The sequence below is a fragment of the Novosphingobium sp. LASN5T genome, from assembly GCF_003856955.1.
Classification (GTDB): Bacteria; Pseudomonadota; Alphaproteobacteria; order Sphingomonadales; family Sphingomonadaceae; genus Novosphingobium.
Genome location: NZ_RQSI01000006.1, coordinates 134,588 through 150,521, shown reverse-complemented (window position 1 = coordinate 150,521; position 15,934 = coordinate 134,588). Strand labels below are relative to the sequence as shown.

At 66.5% G+C, this 15,934-nt stretch carries 13 protein-coding genes and 1 pseudogene; 9 read left to right on the top strand and 5 right to left on the bottom strand.

What is annotated here, in order from left to right:
• A pseudogene (locus EH199_RS06710) lies at positions 1-111 on the top strand (IS630 family transposase); the annotation flags it as partial.
• 187 nt (positions 112-298) lie between these two features.
• Here the strand turns inward: EH199_RS06710 and EH199_RS06705 are convergent.
• From EH199_RS06705 to hemF, 3 genes are all read right to left on the bottom strand, one after another.
• Positions 299-2,392, bottom strand: a complete 2,094-nt coding sequence (locus EH199_RS06705) for a bifunctional (p)ppGpp synthetase/guanosine-3',5'-bis(diphosphate) 3'-pyrophosphohydrolase (protein ID WP_124808502.1) — start codon at positions 2,390-2,392, stop codon at positions 299-301.
• 76 nt (positions 2,393-2,468) lie between these two features.
• A complete protein-coding gene (locus tag EH199_RS06700) occupies positions 2,469-3,011 on the bottom strand; it encodes an N-acetyltransferase (RefSeq protein WP_124808516.1) in 543 nt (180 codons plus the stop codon).
• A gap of 91 nt (positions 3,012-3,102) precedes the next feature.
• On the bottom strand, positions 3,103-3,981 hold the full coding sequence (gene hemF, locus EH199_RS06695; protein ID WP_124808501.1) for an oxygen-dependent coproporphyrinogen oxidase: 879 nt from the start codon (positions 3,979-3,981) through the stop codon (positions 3,103-3,105).
• 44 nt (positions 3,982-4,025) lie between these two features.
• Here hemF and pdeM point away from each other — a divergent pair, with 44 nt between their 5' ends.
• The 8 genes from pdeM to EH199_RS06655 all read left to right on the top strand — a co-directional run bounded on the left by pdeM (position 4,026) and on the right by EH199_RS06655 (position 11,408).
• The gene (gene pdeM, locus EH199_RS06690) at positions 4,026-4,748 is read left to right on the top strand and encodes a ligase-associated DNA damage response endonuclease PdeM (RefSeq protein WP_124808500.1); all 723 of its coding nucleotides are present in this window, start codon (positions 4,026-4,028) and stop codon (positions 4,746-4,748) included.
• Positions 4,745-5,176: a hypothetical protein gene (locus tag EH199_RS06685; protein WP_124808499.1), complete on the top strand. Its 432-nt coding sequence runs from the start codon at positions 4,745-4,747 to the stop codon at positions 5,174-5,176. The genes pdeM and EH199_RS06685 overlap by 4 nt, the downstream gene beginning before the upstream one ends.
• Positions 5,177-5,332: 156 nt before the next feature.
• On the top strand, positions 5,333-5,854 hold the full coding sequence (gene infC, locus EH199_RS06680; RefSeq protein ID WP_124808498.1) for a translation initiation factor IF-3: 522 nt from the start codon (positions 5,333-5,335) through the stop codon (positions 5,852-5,854).
• A gap of 291 nt (positions 5,855-6,145) precedes the next feature.
• Positions 6,146-6,823 (top strand): hypothetical protein, encoded by a 678-nt coding sequence (locus tag EH199_RS06675; protein ID WP_124808497.1) that lies wholly within the window; start codon positions 6,146-6,148, stop codon positions 6,821-6,823.
• Positions 6,823-7,572 (top strand): DUF4331 domain-containing protein, encoded by a 750-nt coding sequence (locus tag EH199_RS06670; RefSeq protein ID WP_223806508.1) that lies wholly within the window; start codon positions 6,823-6,825, stop codon positions 7,570-7,572. The genes EH199_RS06675 and EH199_RS06670 overlap by 1 nt, the downstream gene beginning before the upstream one ends.
• Before the next feature lie 28 nt (positions 7,573-7,600).
• A complete protein-coding gene (locus EH199_RS06665) occupies positions 7,601-8,962 on the top strand; it encodes a hypothetical protein (RefSeq protein ID WP_124808496.1) in 1,362 nt (453 codons plus the stop codon).
• Positions 8,963-8,969: 7 nt separating this feature from the next.
• A complete protein-coding gene (locus EH199_RS06660) occupies positions 8,970-10,211 on the top strand; it encodes a HupE/UreJ family protein (protein WP_190287165.1) in 1,242 nt (413 codons plus the stop codon).
• 78 nt (positions 10,212-10,289) lie between these two features.
• Positions 10,290-11,408, top strand: coding sequence for a TrkA family potassium uptake protein (locus EH199_RS06655; RefSeq protein ID WP_124808494.1), 1,119 nt, complete (start codon positions 10,290-10,292; stop codon positions 11,406-11,408).
• A gap of 129 nt (positions 11,409-11,537) precedes the next feature.
• Here EH199_RS06655 and sthA read toward each other — a convergent pair whose 3' ends face one another.
• Together sthA and EH199_RS06645 are read right to left on the bottom strand one after the other, a co-directional pair.
• Positions 11,538-12,938 carry a Si-specific NAD(P)(+) transhydrogenase gene (gene sthA, locus EH199_RS06650; protein ID WP_124808493.1) on the bottom strand — a complete coding sequence of 467 codons (1,401 nt, stop codon included), beginning with the start codon at positions 12,936-12,938 and terminating at the stop codon, positions 11,538-11,540.
• A 198-nt stretch (positions 12,939-13,136) separates the two neighbouring features.
• Positions 13,137-15,920 carry a phosphoenolpyruvate carboxylase gene (locus EH199_RS06645; RefSeq protein ID WP_124808492.1) on the bottom strand — a complete coding sequence of 928 codons (2,784 nt, stop codon included), beginning with the start codon at positions 15,918-15,920 and terminating at the stop codon, positions 13,137-13,139.
• Between the last annotated feature and the right edge of the window lie 14 nt (positions 15,921-15,934).

Sequence of the window (15,934 nt, the reverse complement as noted above, 5' to 3'; positions counted from 1 at the left end):
GGCGAGCGAACCGTCAATGGGCTGTGGGACCTGATCGGCAAGCTCGTCGATATCTTCCAGCCTGCCGAATGTGCCAATTACTTCAAATCTTGCGGATATGAGCCGGAATGAATGGAAACCGCTCTAAATATCCGTTTTACGCTGCATCTTTTTTAAGAGGCAATCAAGCACCGGAAAATAAATGAAAAAATCCGCATCATAAACATAGTCCGTTCCGGATACTGGAAACCCTCTGCCGGAAACACTGGGCACCCGCGATCACGGGGCCTGGCGGCTGGCAATGCCGCGCCCGGCAGGATCAGATGCGCTCGGCCTGCGCCACGGCGTCGCTGGCGCGCAAGGCGCTGATGATGCGCGTAAGGTGCGCCAGATCGCGCACTTCCAGATCCACCTCGTAGGTATGGAACGGGTTTTCGCGCTGGGTCATTTCCAGATTGACAACGTTGGCGTGGTTCTTGGCGAAGATCCCCGCCATTTCCGCCAGCGTGCCGGGGCGATTGTAAAGCTCGGCGCGCAAGCGGCCGATCGCGCCGTCAGTCCGCGCATCCCACGAAAGGTCGATCCAGTCGGCATCGATCCCGTTGGCAAGGTTGAGGCAGTCGATCGCGTGGACCTCGACGCCCTTGCCCGGCCGGCGCAGCCCGACGATGCGGTCGCCGGGCACCGGATGGCAGCAGGCGGCAAGCTGGAACGCCATGCCTGGAGTCAATCCGCGCACCGCGATCGCGCGCTTCTGCTTGGGCCAGTGATCGGGATCGGGCAGGTTCGCCGCGCTGCCCGGCATCAGGGCTTCCATCACCTGCCGGTCATCGACCTTGGCCGATCCGATGGCGAACATCAGGTCTTCCTCGCCCGCCATCTTCAGCCGCTTGATCGCGTCAGCCAGCGCCTTCTTGCCCACGGTGCCGGGCAGGCGCTCGACGATCTCCTCATAGAGCTTGCGCCCGATGGCGGCGACTTCGGCGCGCTCCTTCTGGCGCACGAAACGGCGGATGGAAGCCCGCGCCTTGCCCGTGACGGCGAAGGCCAGCCAGGAAAGCTGCGGCTCCGAAGTCCGGCTCTTGATGATCTCCACCACATCGCCGTTATTGAGCGGCGTGCGCAGCGGCACGTGCCGCCCGTTGATCTTCGCGCCCACCGCCTGCGCGCCCAGATTGGTGTGGACGGCAAAGGCGAAGTCGATCGGCGTCGCGCCCTTGGGCAGCTGGAACAGCGCCCCCTTTGGCGTGAAGGCGAAGATGCGATCCTGATAGATCGCCATCTTGGTGTTTTCGAGCAGTTCGTCGGGATCGTTGCTGGCTTCGAGGATTTCCAGCAGATCGCGCAACCAGCCCACCTGCCCGTCGGGCGTGACCCCGCCCTGCTTGTACGACCAGTGCGCGGCTAGGCCGAACTCGTTGGTCTCGTGCATCGCGCGCGTCTTGATCTGCACTTCCACGCGCATGGCGTTGTTGTAGATCAGCGAGGTGTGCAGGCTCTTGTAGCCGTTCATCTTCGGCGTGGAGACGTAGTCCTTGAACCGGCCCGGGATCATCTGCCAGGTGCGGTGCAGGATGCCCAGCGCCTTGTAGCAATCGTCCTCGTTCTCGGTCAGCACGCGGAAGGCCATGATGTCGGTGATCTGCTCGAAGCTGACATGGCGCTCGGCCATCTTCTTCCAGATCGAATAGGGGTGCTTCTCGCGGCCCGAGACTTCCACCCTTAGGCCCGCTTCGGCCAGCGCCTGCTTGATCTCCAGCGCGATCGCCCCGACCTGGCCGTTCTCCTCGCTGCGGATCGCGGCGAGACGCCCGCTGATCGTGGCATAGGCTTCGGGTTCGAGCTGCTCGAAGGCCAGCAACTGCATCTCGCGCATGTATTCGTACATGCCCACGCGCTCGGCCAGCGGGGCATAGATATCCATCGTCTCGCGCGCGATGCGGCGGCGCTTTTCCTCGCTCTTGATGAAATGAAGCGTACGCATGTTGTGCAGGCGATCCGCCAGCTTGACGAGCAGGACGCGCAAGTCCTCGCTCATCGCCAGCAGGAACTTGCGCAGGTTCTCGGCGGCGCGCTCGTTGTCGCTCATCGTCTCGATCTTCGAGAGCTTGGTCACGCCATCGACCAGCCTCGCGACATCGGCGCCGAACAGCCGCTCGATCTCATCGACCGTCGCCAGCGTATCCTCCACCGTATCGTGGAGCAGCGCCGTCACCACCGTCGCCTGGTCGAGCTTCAGCTCGGTCATCAACCCGGCGACTTCCACCGGGTGCGAGAAATAGGGATCGCCCGATGCGCGCTTCTGAGTGCCGTGCTTCTGCACGGTATAGACATAGGCGCGGTTGAGGATAGCCTCATCCGCGTCCGGATCATAGGCAAGCACCCGTTCGACAAGTTCGTACTGACGTAGCATGTCCTGCCTAAATGGGCGGAACCATGCGGTCAGGGCAAGGGGTAAAGGTCGCGGAAATGCGGATCAGTGTAATCGCTTAGGCGCGCAGCAGCGCCGCATGGGGTGCCACGTCCTCCGGCAGCACGTCGCCAAGGCGCGGATCGGGGAACACTTCCACCGCCCGCGCATAGGGCACGAAGCCTTGCGAGACATAGAACGGCAGCGCCTGCGGGCCATCGAGCGTGCAGGTATGCACCCATACCCGGCCCACGCCCTCGCGCCAGGCCAACTGCAAGGCCTTGCGCATCAGCCACTTGCCCAGCCCTTTCCCGGTCGCGCCCGGAATCAGGCCAAAGAACGTGATCTCGCATTCGCCGGACACGCGGAAGTCCAGTTCAAGCATCCCCACTTCCACGCGGGCGCGATCGACCACCGCGAAGACGTGAACCTGCGGATCGTGGACGATCGCGGCGAGTTCGCCATCATCCTTCACCAGCCGCGACCACCACAGCCACGGCGCGCCGACACGGCGGTAGAGCATCCGGTATTTCTCGATCGCCGGTGCTTCCCAGCGGACAAGCTGCACCGGCACATCGCCTTCCGGCACCAGCCGCCGCAACGCCGCAGGCTTCTCGCGCATTTCCAGCGCGGTCACCACGCAGGCGAGATCGCCGGGGCGGACGGCATGGTAGCCGGGGGCGAGAGGCTCGGGGTGGTCGTAGTCCAACCGGTCAGCTCCACACCGCTTCGGGCGGCAGGCTCATCAGAATCGCGTCGATGTTCCCGCCGGTCTTCAGGCCGAACAGCGTGCCCCGGTCATAGACCAGGTTGAACTCGGCATAGCGGCCGCGCCATTCGAGCTGGCGCTGCTTGTCCTCGGGCGTGAAGTCCATCCCCATGCGCCGGCGCACCAGCCTGGGGAACACGTCGAGGAATGCCTCGCCCACATCGCGGGTGAAGGCGAAGTTGGCGGCGAAGCCATCGAGGTCGGCGCATTCGAGGTGATCGTAGAAGATACCGCCCACGCCCCGGTGCACCTTGCGGTGGGGAATGTAGAAATAGTCGTCCGCCCACTTCTTGAATCGCGGATAGTACTCCCCGTCGTGCGCGTCGCAGGCCGCCTTGAACGCGGCGTGGAACTCGGCGGTGTCCTCGTCATAGGGGATCGGCGGGTTGAGATCGCCGCCGCCGCCGAACCAGGCCTTGCTGGTGGTGAGAAAGCGCGTGTTCATGTGAACGGCGGGAACGTGCGGATTGGCCATGTGCGCGACCAGGCTGATCCCGGTAGCCGTGAACACCGGGTTTTCCGGGTCCGCGCCATTGATCGTCTTGGCGAATTCCGGGCTGAACGCGCCGCCCACGGTGGAGACGTTGACGCCCACCTTCTCGAACACCTTGCCCTTCATCACGCCACGCACGCCGCCGCCGGGGTTCGCATTGGCGTCGTTTTCCGCCGGTTCGCCCGCCTGTTCGCGGCTCCAGGGCGTATAGACGAAAGCCGCGTCGCTGCCGGCCTCGCGCTCGATCGCCTCGAACGCGGCGCAGATGCGGTCGCGCAGCGATTCGAACCAGTGGCGGGCTTGGGCGGTCTGTTCGGTCCAGTCGGTCATGCCGGGCGCTTGCCAAATCACGCCCCCTGCGGCAAGGGAAACCCATGGTTCCCTTTTCGTTCGCCCATCGCGAGTTTCGGCTCGGCACGCGGATCGGCGATGGCCGCGCGCTGTACTGGCCGGACGAACAGGCCCTGCTGGTCGCGGACCTGCATCTCGAAAAGGCCAGTTTCTACGCGCGTTTCGGACAGATGCTGCCACCCTATGACAGCCGCGAAACGCTGGAACGCATCGCGCGCGCCATCCGGGAAACCGGCGCGCGGCGCGTGTTCTGCCTGGGCGACAGTTTCCATGACCGCTTCGGCGCGGAAAGGCTGGAACCCCACGCCGCCGGCATGCTGGCGGCGCTGACGCGCGCCACCGACTGGGTGTGGATCACCGGCAACCATGACGAAGATGTGGCCGATCATCCCGGCGGCACGCGGGTCGAAGAACTCGCCGTGAGCGGCATCGTGCTACGGCACGAGGCGAAGGCGGGGGAAGTAGCCCCCGAACTTTCCGGCCATTTCCACCCCAAGCTGCGCCTGGCCGTGCGCGGCCGCAACATCGCGCGCCCGTGCCTGGTGGTCGGCAAAAGCGATGGCGGAGCGCACGGCGGCCGCATGATCCTGCCCGCGATCGGCGCACTGACCGGCGGCATGGACGCGGCCGATCCCGCGATCCTCGCCGCCATGCAGCCCGCTACCGAGATCGAGGCGCTGGTGCCTGCGGCGGATCGGCTGGCGCGCTTCCCGCTCTGGCGCCAGCCGGCACAAACCGGGGCATGACCGCGCAAGGTCCGCGCTGGCGGCACTGGCTGGCGCGCTTCGGCTGGGCCGAGGCGTGCGGCTTTGCCGGGAGCTATGCCGGCTTCTTCGCCCTGTCCGCCGCCGATACCGGGCCGGAACTGGCCGCGTTCGGCGCGGCACTCGGCGAGAATGTCGGGTACTATGGCACGATCTTCCTGCGCGACTGGCGCGCCCTGCCAAGCGGTGAACGTCGGCTGCGCCCCGTGCTGCTCGCCATGCTCCACGATTTCGGCATGGCCGAAGCGCTCGATACGCTGGTCGTCCGCCCGGCTATCACGTTGTCCACCGTTTCCTTGCTCGGGGAAGCACTGGGAGTCGGCGCCGGCAAGATCGCGGCCGATGTCGTGTTCTACGCGCTGGCGCTGCTGTTTTACGAACGCCGGCGCGCCCGCGAGGGCCGCCGCTGACGGCTCCAATCCGCTTCCCCACCCTTGAATCGCGCCCTGAAAACCCCACATTCGGCGCTTGGCCCTTTATCTGCGACCGCAATGTGATATGAGCGCGCCAAAATCACCTTTCTAGCAACTGCAGGAGAACGCACTATAGCTCCCCCACCCCGGCGCATGATGGCGCCCCCCGTCAAGAGCGGGCCGCGCTACAACCAGCTCATCAACGTGCCCAAGGTGCGCGTGATCGATGAGAACGGTGAAAATCTCGGCGTCATGTACACGCGCGAGGCTATCGAACAGGCAGCCGAAGTCGGACTGGACCTGGTCGAGGTTTCGCCCAACGCCGATCCGCCGGTCTGCAAGTTCCTTGATGTCGGCAAGTTCCGGTACGAGGCCCAGAAAAAGGCCAATCTTGCCCGCAAGACCCAGAAGACGCAGGAGATCAAGGAGATCAAGATGCGTCCGAACATCGATGATCACGACTATGACGTGAAGATGCGCAACGTGCAGCGCTTCATCGAGGAAGGGGACAAGGTGAAGGTCACGCTGCGCTTCCGCGGGCGCGAGCTGTCGCACCAGCAACTCGGCATGAACCTGCTGCGTCGCGTGCAGGACGACGTGGCGGAAATCGCCAAGATCGAAGCCTTCCCCCGCATGGAAGGCCGCCAGATGCTGATGGTGCTGGCGCCGAAATAAGCGCCATTTCATCGCCAGACGAAAAGAACGGGGCGTTTATCGCCCCGTTTTTTTATGCGCATCATCTGCGCGCCAGGCATCCCGAATTCGATGCCGGCACTTTCCCCCTTCACGGCAGCGTCTTTTTAGAGGTACAACCCGGGTAACGGCCTCCGCATTGAATCGGAGCCGCCCTTTGTTCAGGCGCCGCGATAAATACGCGGATGTGTGAGGGCCGGCACAGCGATTCGGGAAGAATGAGGCGACATCAAGGTCGCACCGTCATTCGTTACCCAGAGTCGGAGATACGCCGTGCGCAGCTTTTTCAGGACTGTTGGAGCCAGGGGGCTGGCGGCTGGTGCCGCTTGTGCCGCTCTGTCGGGACTTCTGCTCCTTCCCGCCGATGTGGCCGAAAGCGCCGATCACCTCGATCCGCCCACCCGCACCGACGCCGGGTTCGATACCACGCCGGATATTCCAGCCGATATCGCCGACGTCTTCGCGTGGCATTCCAACGGCACGACCAAGATATCGATGACCTTCGCCGGTCCGGTCGCCACCACCGCGCCGACCTATTACGACCGCGACGTTCTCTACAAGATCAACGTGTCCACGCAGGCCCCCGGAACCTCGCCGGAATTCGTGATCAAGTTCCGCTTCGGCAAGGGACAGGGGCCAAACGACTGGGGCGTCCGCATCGAAGGCCTGCCCGGCGTGACCGGCACGCTGGAAGGGCCGGTGGAAACGACGCTCACCGCCAACGGCGTCAAGGCGCGCGTCGGCCTGTATGACGAGCCGTTCTTCTTCGACCTGATCGGCTTCCGCGAAACGCGCTCGTTCGGCACCATCCGCATCCGCAATGATCGCAATTTCTTCGATGGCCAGAACGATACCGCACTGGTCCTGGAAATTCCGGATGCCAACCTTGGCACGATCGGCAGCAATCTGGACGTCTGGGGTCAGACGCTCCGCTTCGGGGGGAACCTGTGATGCAAGCATCTCCGTTTTCCCTTCGCCGCGCCGCGATGCTCTTCGCAACGCCGCTGGCGCTGACCGCCGTTCTGGCCGCCTGCGGCGACAGCGGTTCCGGCAGCCAGGTGGTCGTCCCCGCCCCGTTGCCGAGCGGAACCGGCACGGCCACCCCCACGCCGACGGCCACGGCCGTATCCTACAACGTGGACAACTGCTTCACGCAGACCGTACAGGGGCAGACCGGCGTGACGGCCACGCTGCAATCGCAGATCATCCCGGACACGCTGAAGCTGGACATCACCCGCGCGACCCGCTTCCCCAACGGCCGGCACCCTGCCGATCCGGTGGTCGACATCCTGCTCGCGGAACTGTTCCTCGACATGACCGTCACCGGACAGGGGCCCAACACATTCGCCAACATTCCGCTTAATCCGCCAACCAACGACAAGCCGTTCAGCCTTACGTTCCCCTTCCTGGCGGATCCCAACGGTTCCCCGGCTGTGGCGAGCGGCACGGGATCGGGCTTCAACTTCCGCACGGACGCGGATTCGGCCTATGTCAGCGTCGATCGCATGGGCAACCCGGCGATCGCCACCGCGCTGGTCGGCTCCTCGACCAAGAACAGCTACAACGACGCCACGCCGGCGGACGATGCCACCAACAACAAGTATCTCGCCGAATACAAGAACGAGTTGCACAAGTTCTTCGACCTGATCGGCGACGATCTCACCAATCTGGGCCTGAAGATCTGCGCCCGCACATCGTGACGGCACGCGGGTCGCGGGAAAACTTGACATGAACACCGCTTCGACAGGCCAGCGCAACACCTTGCGCTGGCCCTGGCTGCTCCTTGCCGCCGTGATCATCGTGCTTGCGGCCAGTTATGGCTGGCAACGCTGGAGCCACCGGCACGGCCCGCCCGATCCCGCGCCCGGCGAGGTCACGCCTTGGTTCGGTCCCCGCAACCAGCAGGAAGCCGTGAACGCCGCCACGGTGCAGATCGATGGCGGGCGCGAACGCGAAAAGAGCGGCAAGACCGACTGGCTCCACATGGAAATCCTGGGCGATGCCCTGGTCGGCCGATACCGCCTGACCGGCAGCTACGCCGATCTGGCCGAAGCGGACAAGGTGCTGGACCGGGCGATAGGAATGGCCGAGTTTCCCGCCGGTCCCAGCCTGTCGCGCGCCGCGCTGTCAGTCACGCTGCACCGGCTGGACGATGCCACAAAGGCTCTCACCCGGTTCGACGCGCAGAAGGCCAGCCCGCATAGCGAAGAAGCGTCCAGCGCGCTGGCTTTGCGCGGCGATATCGCGATGCAGCGCGGCGATTACGCCACGGCGCGCGAGGACTACGCCAAGGCAGAAGCCGCCGCCAACAACGCCGGGCTCGCCCTGCGGCAATCGATGCTCTCGCTGCGCACGGGCGATCCCGAACTTGCGCGCCGGCGCGTCAACGCCGTGCTGCGCGGCAAGCGGCTCACGCGGCTGGCCAAGGCGCAGGCCGCCATCCAGCGCGCGACCGTGGCCTATGCCGTGGGAGACTGGACCACCGCCGGCCGCTGGGCGCGCTTTGCCGACAGCTTCTTTCCCGGCAACTGGCTGAACGAGGCGTTCGTGGCGCAACAGGCGGCCGTTGAAGGCCGGCCGGACGAAGCCGCACGGCGCTATGCCGATATCGCCAACCGCACCAACGCGCCCGAAGTGATGGATGCGCTCGCCCATCTCTTGCGCCTTCAGGGCAAGGGGCCGGAAAGCCGGGCCTGGGCGGACCGCGCCGCCGCGATCTGGGCCGAACGCCTGCAAGCCCTACCGGAGGCCGCGGCCGCGCACGTCATCGAGCACGAACTGGCCGTCGGCGATCCGCGCCGCGCGCTTGATCTGGCCCGGCAGGACGCCGCGCGCCGTCCGCACGGCGCCACGCTGGCGCTGCTTGCCCGCGCGCAACTGCTCACCGGCGATCCGGCAGGCGCGCTGGCCACCACCGAACGCGCCGAAAAGGGCGGCTGGCGCTCCGCCCTGCTGCTGATGCAGAAAGCCGAGGCGCTCGACGCGCTGGGCCGGGGCGATGACGCGGAGGATGCGCGCAAGGCCGCGTTGAAGATCAATCCCAAAGCTGCCGATCCCACCGCGCGGTTCGTCTGGTTCGGGCATGATTGAACGCGGCATGCCGGCGCGGCTCATCGCCGCGCTGGCCGTCCTGTTGCTTCTGCTCGCGCTGCCCGTGCCCGCCGCCGCACATCTCACGCCCAATTCGGAAATCCGCCTCGATCTCGCCCCCGGCGCGATCGTGGCCGATATCGTCGTGCCGCAAAGCGAGTTCGGCTATGCCACCGGCCTTGCCACCGACAACCGGCCCGCAAGCCTTGCCGCCGCGCGCGCCTATCTGCTGGGCCACTTCGCGGTCGTCGCACCGGACGGCCGCCAATGGCACGTGGCGATCGACCGGATCGCGTTCGAAACGATCATCGGCCCGCCCGATCTCCATGCCACGGCCACGCTGCTGCCCCCGCCCGGCGCCAGCGACCGCAGCTTCAGCGTCGACTGGCGCGTCATCACGCGCGAGGTTCCCACCCATTTCGCGCTGCTGGTGATCGGCGGAGACCTGGCCGGCGGCACGCAGGGCGAACGCGAACTCGTCGGCGCGCTCACCGCCGCACGGCCAATTCTCGCGGTCGATCGCGGCCATGCCGGCATGACCGGCCTTTTCGCCAACAGCTTCCGCCTGGGCGCGCGGCACATCGCCGAAGGCTATGACCACCTGATGTTCCTGCTGGCGCTGCTGCTGCCGGCACCGCTGCTGGCCGCCGGCGGGCGCTGGTCCGCCCTGCGCGAACCGCGCGCCACCTTCCGCCATCTCGCCATGATCGTCACCGCGTTCACCGTGGGGCACAGCCTGACGCTGATCGCGGCCGCGCTGTTCGGCGCGCACCTGCCGGCAGCCCCGGTAGAAGCCGGCATCGCCCTGTCCGTGCTGATCTCGGCAATCCACGCGGCGCGGCCGCTCTTTCCGGGGCGCGAGCCGCTGGTCGCGCTCGGCTTCGGCCTTGTCCACGGGCTTGCCTTTGCCACGCTGATCGCCAACTTCGGCCTGGGCGCGGCGACCCGCGTGACCGCGATCCTCGGTTTCAACCTGGGGATCGAGGCGGTGCAGCTTCTGGTCGTGCTGGGCGCCCTGCCGGCGCTGCTCGCGCTGGCGCGCTGGCACCATGGCCCTCCCGCCCGCACCGCGCTGGCCACGGTGATCGGCCTCGCCGCCGCGATCTGGCTGGTGGAGCGGGTCAGCGGGCTTGTGATCCCCGCTGCCGCGCTGTTCGAAACGGCGATACCGTGGAGCTTTGCGCTGATCCTGCTGGTCTCCGCGCTGGTCCTGCTGCGCACCGTTCTTCCGCGCGCGCAACGCGCCTGACCATCCGTTTCGCATCCGCAGCACTGGACAAGCCCCTGCCCCCGCGCCAAGGTCCGTTTCGGGGATCGGGAAGCACCAATGGACGCAAACGGCCACGGCTCTGCCTTGTCGCAGGGCGCCAACACTGTGCTCGGCTCGCCGCTGCGCCTGCTGACGGGCACGCTGCTGTTCGTGGCCACCGTGTTCTGCATTTCCACCATGGGCTACGTCCGGGCCGGCTGGCCGCTGGGCGATGCCGCCTACATGGTGCTGCTGACCATCTTCTCGGTCGGGTACGGCGAAGTCCGCCCGATCGACACCACGTTCCTGCGGATCTGGACCACCTTGACGATCGTGCTGGGCTGCACCGGCATGATCGTGCTGACCGGCGCGCTCGTGCAGGTCTTCACGCTGTTCCAGTTCCGCCGCCTGCTGGGGCTGGACCGCATGCAAACCGAAATCGAAAAACTCGAAGATCACGTCGTCATCTGCGGCTATGGCCGGATCGGCGTGCAACTCGCCATGGCGCTGGCCGAAGCGCGGCACCCGTTCGTCATCATCGAACGCAGCCCCACGAAGTGCGAGGAAGCGCGCGCGCACGGCCATCTCAGCCTGGTCGGCGAAGCCACGCACGAGGATACGCTGCGCCAGGCCGGCATCGCCAAGGCGCGCGTACTTGCCTCGGTCCTGCCCGATGATGCGGCCAACGTGTTCATCACGCTTTCGGCGCGCAACCTCAACGCCGGGATCGAGATCATCGCCCGCGGCGAAGCGCCCAGCACCGAAAGCAAGCTGTTCCACGCCGGGGCGGACAAGGTCGTGCTGCCCACCCACATCGGGGCGGAGCGCATCACCGAACTGATCCTCTATCCCGCCACCGGCAAGGCCGTGGGCAGCGATGGCGCGGTCTCCGACATGAAGCGCGGCCTCCACGATCTCGGCCTCGAACTGGAAGTGGTGACCGCGATCAAGCACGGTGCGTTGACCGGACAGAACGTGCGCGAGGCCGAACGGCAGGGCAACGGCGCGTTCTTCATCGTTCAGATCGACCGCGCGAACGGCCAGTCGATCGCCCATCCGGGCGACGAGGTGCGCATCGAACCGGGCGATTCCGTGATGCTGGTGGTGCGCGGCAGCCGCCTTTCGGCCGGCGCGATCTTTTCCGCCCCCGCGCGCCCGGTGCGCCACGGCCGCTCGTTCATCACGCCGGGGCGGTAAGATCGGATAACATCACCTTGAATCGTCATTGCGAGGGGCAAAGCCCCGCGGCAATCCAGAGCCGCACGTGGGACTCTGGATTGCTTCGCTCACGCTCGCAATGACGAGGTGGGGCACAATGAGTTAAGGTCAGCTTTCCCGCGCCGGCATCCGGTTCCATGCATCCAGCGCGGCGATCTTGTAGGCTTCGGCCAGCGTCGGATAGTTGAACGTGTTCTCGATGAAATAGTCGAGCGTGCCTTTCAGGTTCAGCACCGCCTGCCCGATGTGGATCAGCTCGGTCGCGCCTTCGCCGCAGATGTGCACGCCCAGCAGGCGGCGCGTCTTGAGCGAGAACAGCATCTTCATCATGCCGGAATTCAGCCCCATGATGTGCCCGCGCGAGGTTTCGCGGAACCGCGCGATCCCCACTTCATAGCTGATGCCGCGCGCCCGCACTTCCTGCTCGTTCATGCCCACGGTCGAAATCTCGGGCACGGCATAGATGCCATAAGGAAAGTATTGCGGCGCGGGCGGTAGCGGCAGGCCGAAGGCGTGGCACGCCGCGATGCGCCCCTGTTCCATCGAAGTGGAGGCAAGGCTGGGAAAGCCGATCACGTCGCCCGCCGCATAGATGTGCGGCGCCTCGGTCTGGAACGTCTTGGGATCGACCGTGATGCGCCCCCGGTGATCGACCGACAGCCCGCACTTGTCGAGATCGAGCGGGGCCGTCGCGCCGGTGCGGCCGGCGGCGTAGAGCAGCATCTCGGTGCGCACCGTGCGCCCGTCGGCCAGCGTGGTCGTCACCCAGCCGTCCTTGCCCTTTTCGATCGAGCGTACTTCCGCGCCGGTGCGGATCACCATGCCCCGGTCACGCAACTCGTGCGTGAAGGTGTCGATGATCTCGCGGTCGATGAAGTCCAGGAACGTCTCGCGCGGCTCGATCAGCGTGACCGGCACGTCCATCGCGCTGAAGATCGTGGCATATTCGATGCCGATCACCCCCGCGCCGATCACGGTCAGGCTGCGCGGAACACGCGGGCATTCGACGATCGCGTCGCTGTCGACCACATGGTCGCCATCGAACGGCACGCTGTCGGGCCGGTAGGGGATCGTGCCGACGGTAATCAGGATGCGTTCGCCTCTTACCGCCAGATCGCTGCCGTCCGCGCGGCGCACCGCCACCTCGTTCGGCCCGGTAAAGCGCGCCGTGCCGTTGACGGTGCGGATCTTGTTGCGGTGGAACTGGTGCTCCAGCACGTTGATCTCGTGCTCCAGCGTCTTCATCAGGCGGACGCCGAGGTCATCCCCGCCGATCTCCTGCTTCACGCGATAGGAGTGGCCGTAGAACCCGCGCTCGCGCCAGCCGGAAAGGTTGAGCGCGGTTTCGCGCAGGGTCTTGGACGGGATCGTGCCGGTGTGGACCGAGACGCCGCCCACGCGCCGCCGCCCTTCCACCACCAGCACCGATTTGCCGAGCTTGGCCGCCTGCACCGCAGCGCGCCGACCCGCCGGGCCGCTGCCGATAACGATGAGTTCGTATTCCTCCATGGTTCCCCCCAAGGCACATGCCACCGCGCGCGCAGCGCCGCGGCTTCTCCCGCCTCGCCAGGAACCGTCTCCCCCGACCGCGCCGGCCGCCCCCTTTGCGTCCGGTCACGGTTTCAAATCTTGCCCGGCGGAACCGTTCTGGCAATCCCGGAACATAGCCTGCTCCGGCAAAGATTGCGTGAACGGCCGCCCCCGCGCTTATCCGTGCGCCCCGAAGTAGTTGGCGATGGCCACGGCGATGCGGATGTTGAGCGCGTGGGCGTGTTCGATCGGATCGATGAAGCGCGCGCGGATCACGCCGTAATCCTCGCCCCGGTGGTCCGGATAATCGGTCGGCTCGTCCACCGCGAAGTCGGCTATGCCCGGCTCGATCACCGGATAGGCCCGGCGCATTTGCGCCAGCGCGTCGTCCACCCGCAGCGACAGCACCATTTCCAGCACGTCCTCACGGCTGACATCGTTGGCGCGTGCGAACGGCGGCACCTGCACCGCGCGCAGGAACATGTGCATCAACAGGGCCAACCGGATCGCCTGGAGCAGCCCGATCTCGCGCCGTTGCGCATCGGTGCCCGGGTCGCGCGCCTCGGCCTGTCCCGGCACCATCGCCAGCATCCGGTGCAGCTTCATCCAGTCCACCCGCAGGCGCGAGGTCAGACGACGGAACACCCCGGCGCGATCGTCCTTGGTCAGATGTTCGGCCAGCGCCATGCACGCGCTTTCCAGCGCGTTCTCGGTGCCGCGATAGGGGCGGCTCGCCCAATAGGCGGAATTGAACAGTTCGCCATGCGCCGCCACCGTCTTGATGCTGGCCAACCCGTTGGCCGCGCGCAGCAGGCGAACCAGCTGCCGCCCGCGTTCCGACCGGCCGAGCAGTTCGGCGATCGATTCCGCCTCGTCCCCGGCCGCCGTGCCGGCGCCGGCCACCACGTTCACCGGATAGCCGATCTGCTGAAGGATGGCGTTGTGCGGGATCGCGCGGATCTGCCGCAAGTTCATCGAACGGTCGGCGCCGATGTCCGACTGGCGGCGCGAAACGCGGCTGCCGGTAGCCTTCAGCATCCCCAGCCCGAACGCGGTGACGGCGCGGGCATAAGTCGCGGACTTCAGGTGATCGCGCTGCACCCGCCGGATCGAGCGGTAGAAATCGAGACTGAGGTCGGTCCGGTCATAGAACGGGTCTTTCTCGCCATCGGCCGCCAGCGACGCTTCCGCCTCGGCGATCCGCGTGAGGGTGGCGAGCGCGAGTTCGTCGTTGCGGAAAAACAGGTATCCGTCGCCGCCCTGGAAGCTCGCTTCGGGTTCGATGGCGATGCCCGCGCGCGCGAACCGGCCGCGCGCCCAGCGGCTCAGCGGCCAGGTCAGGCGATCCGCGAAGCCCGAAGGGTGCGCGCCGCGGCCCATCGATTCCCCGTGCGTATCGAAGATCAGCGCGGCCACGTCGGTCAGCCCGTTGTTGCGCATGGCGTCGGCCAGCCGGCCCTGCAACCGCTCGATCGCCAGCGCCGCCGGCACCTGCCCTATGAAGCGCCCGGCGTCCGAAAAGCCGGTCTGCACCGAAACCCGGCCGCGCACGCGGGCATAGGCACGGTAGGATTCCTCCGCCAGCAAGGCTTCCAGGAAGCGCCCCCCATGCTCCAGCGCGCTCTCGGTCTCAAACAGCGGCGAAACATCGACCTTGTCGTCGATCCCGAACAGCTTGGCGAAATAGAGCGCGGCCAGCACCGTCTGTGGCTGTTCGCATTCGGCGATCAGCATCCGGATCGGCGCGTCGGCATCGATATGGTGCAGGATCTTCGCCATCACCAGGAACTGGCGCATCGCGGTGGACGTCTCGATCGCCAGCGCCGCGAAATTGACGCGCAGCGGCGTCGCCTCCGCCAGCAGTTCGCGCAGGCGCGAGATCGCGCCCTTGCTCGACAGATCGAGCGTGCCGTCCGGATCGATCCGCCGCCGCAGCGCGTTGTGCAATTGCGACGAGTTCACGCGGAAGTGAATCCAGCCCATGCCAAGGCCATCGGCGCGCATCGCGCCCGCCAGCGTGGCCAGCGCGATCGCGGCGTCGCCCTCGGCCGCCTTCGCCTCGTCCTCAAGCTGCGCGATGATCGGGGCCAACGACAGCAGCTTGGCGGGATCGTCCGCCGTCATCCGGTTGGCCACGGCGGCGAGGGCATCGGGTTCGGTCAGCGGCGCGGAAAACAGCTCCGCCATTTGCGACGCATGGGCCTGCGCGGCGTCGAGCGTTTCCACCAGCGGATGGCCGGCGTCGATCGAACGGAGCCCGGCGGCGTAGCTGGCCAGCCGCCGCGCCTTTTCGCGCAGGCGGAACGCGATCGACGTGGTCCAGCCGATATCGGTGCGACCGTCCATGTCATAGCCGACCCAGGTGGCGAAGCGAAACGGCAGCGGCCGGAAATCCAGCCAGCGGCCCGGCCAGCGTTGCCGCGCATGGGCCAGCAGCACCGCGTTGATGCGGTCGCGCGCAGCCGCGGCGCGTTCGATCGCGTTGCACACTTCGACGTGCTCGAATTCGAGCGTGATCTTCTCGGCCGCCGCCGGCAGCGCGCAGACCGTCGCGGCTTCGGGATCGTCGGCGATGGCGGCAGTGGCCACCGCATCCGACTGCGCGGCGCTGAGCAGGAATGTGGGATGCGCCGTGAACACCGCATGGAGCAGCGGCTTTTCCCAGCGCGCGCGGAAGGCGCTGAAGCCGTCTTCCTCGTTCAGCAGCCGGCCGATCGCATCGAGGTTTTCGGTCGTGTCGGTCGGCGCAACCAGCCGCCGCAAGCGCGCGGCCCGGCTTTGCAGCGCGGCGCATTCCAGCTCGGCGACCAGGCCTTCGATGTCGGAGAGGTTCAGCGCGCCACCTTCGAGCTGGCGCGAAAGATCGTGGCTGAGCTGGAACACCGGATTGAACAGCGGCGTTTCGGCCGTCCGTTCATGCAATTGCTGGAGCCTCGTCCTCAACTCGCCGACTGTCTTCATGCGCTTTCCCCCCT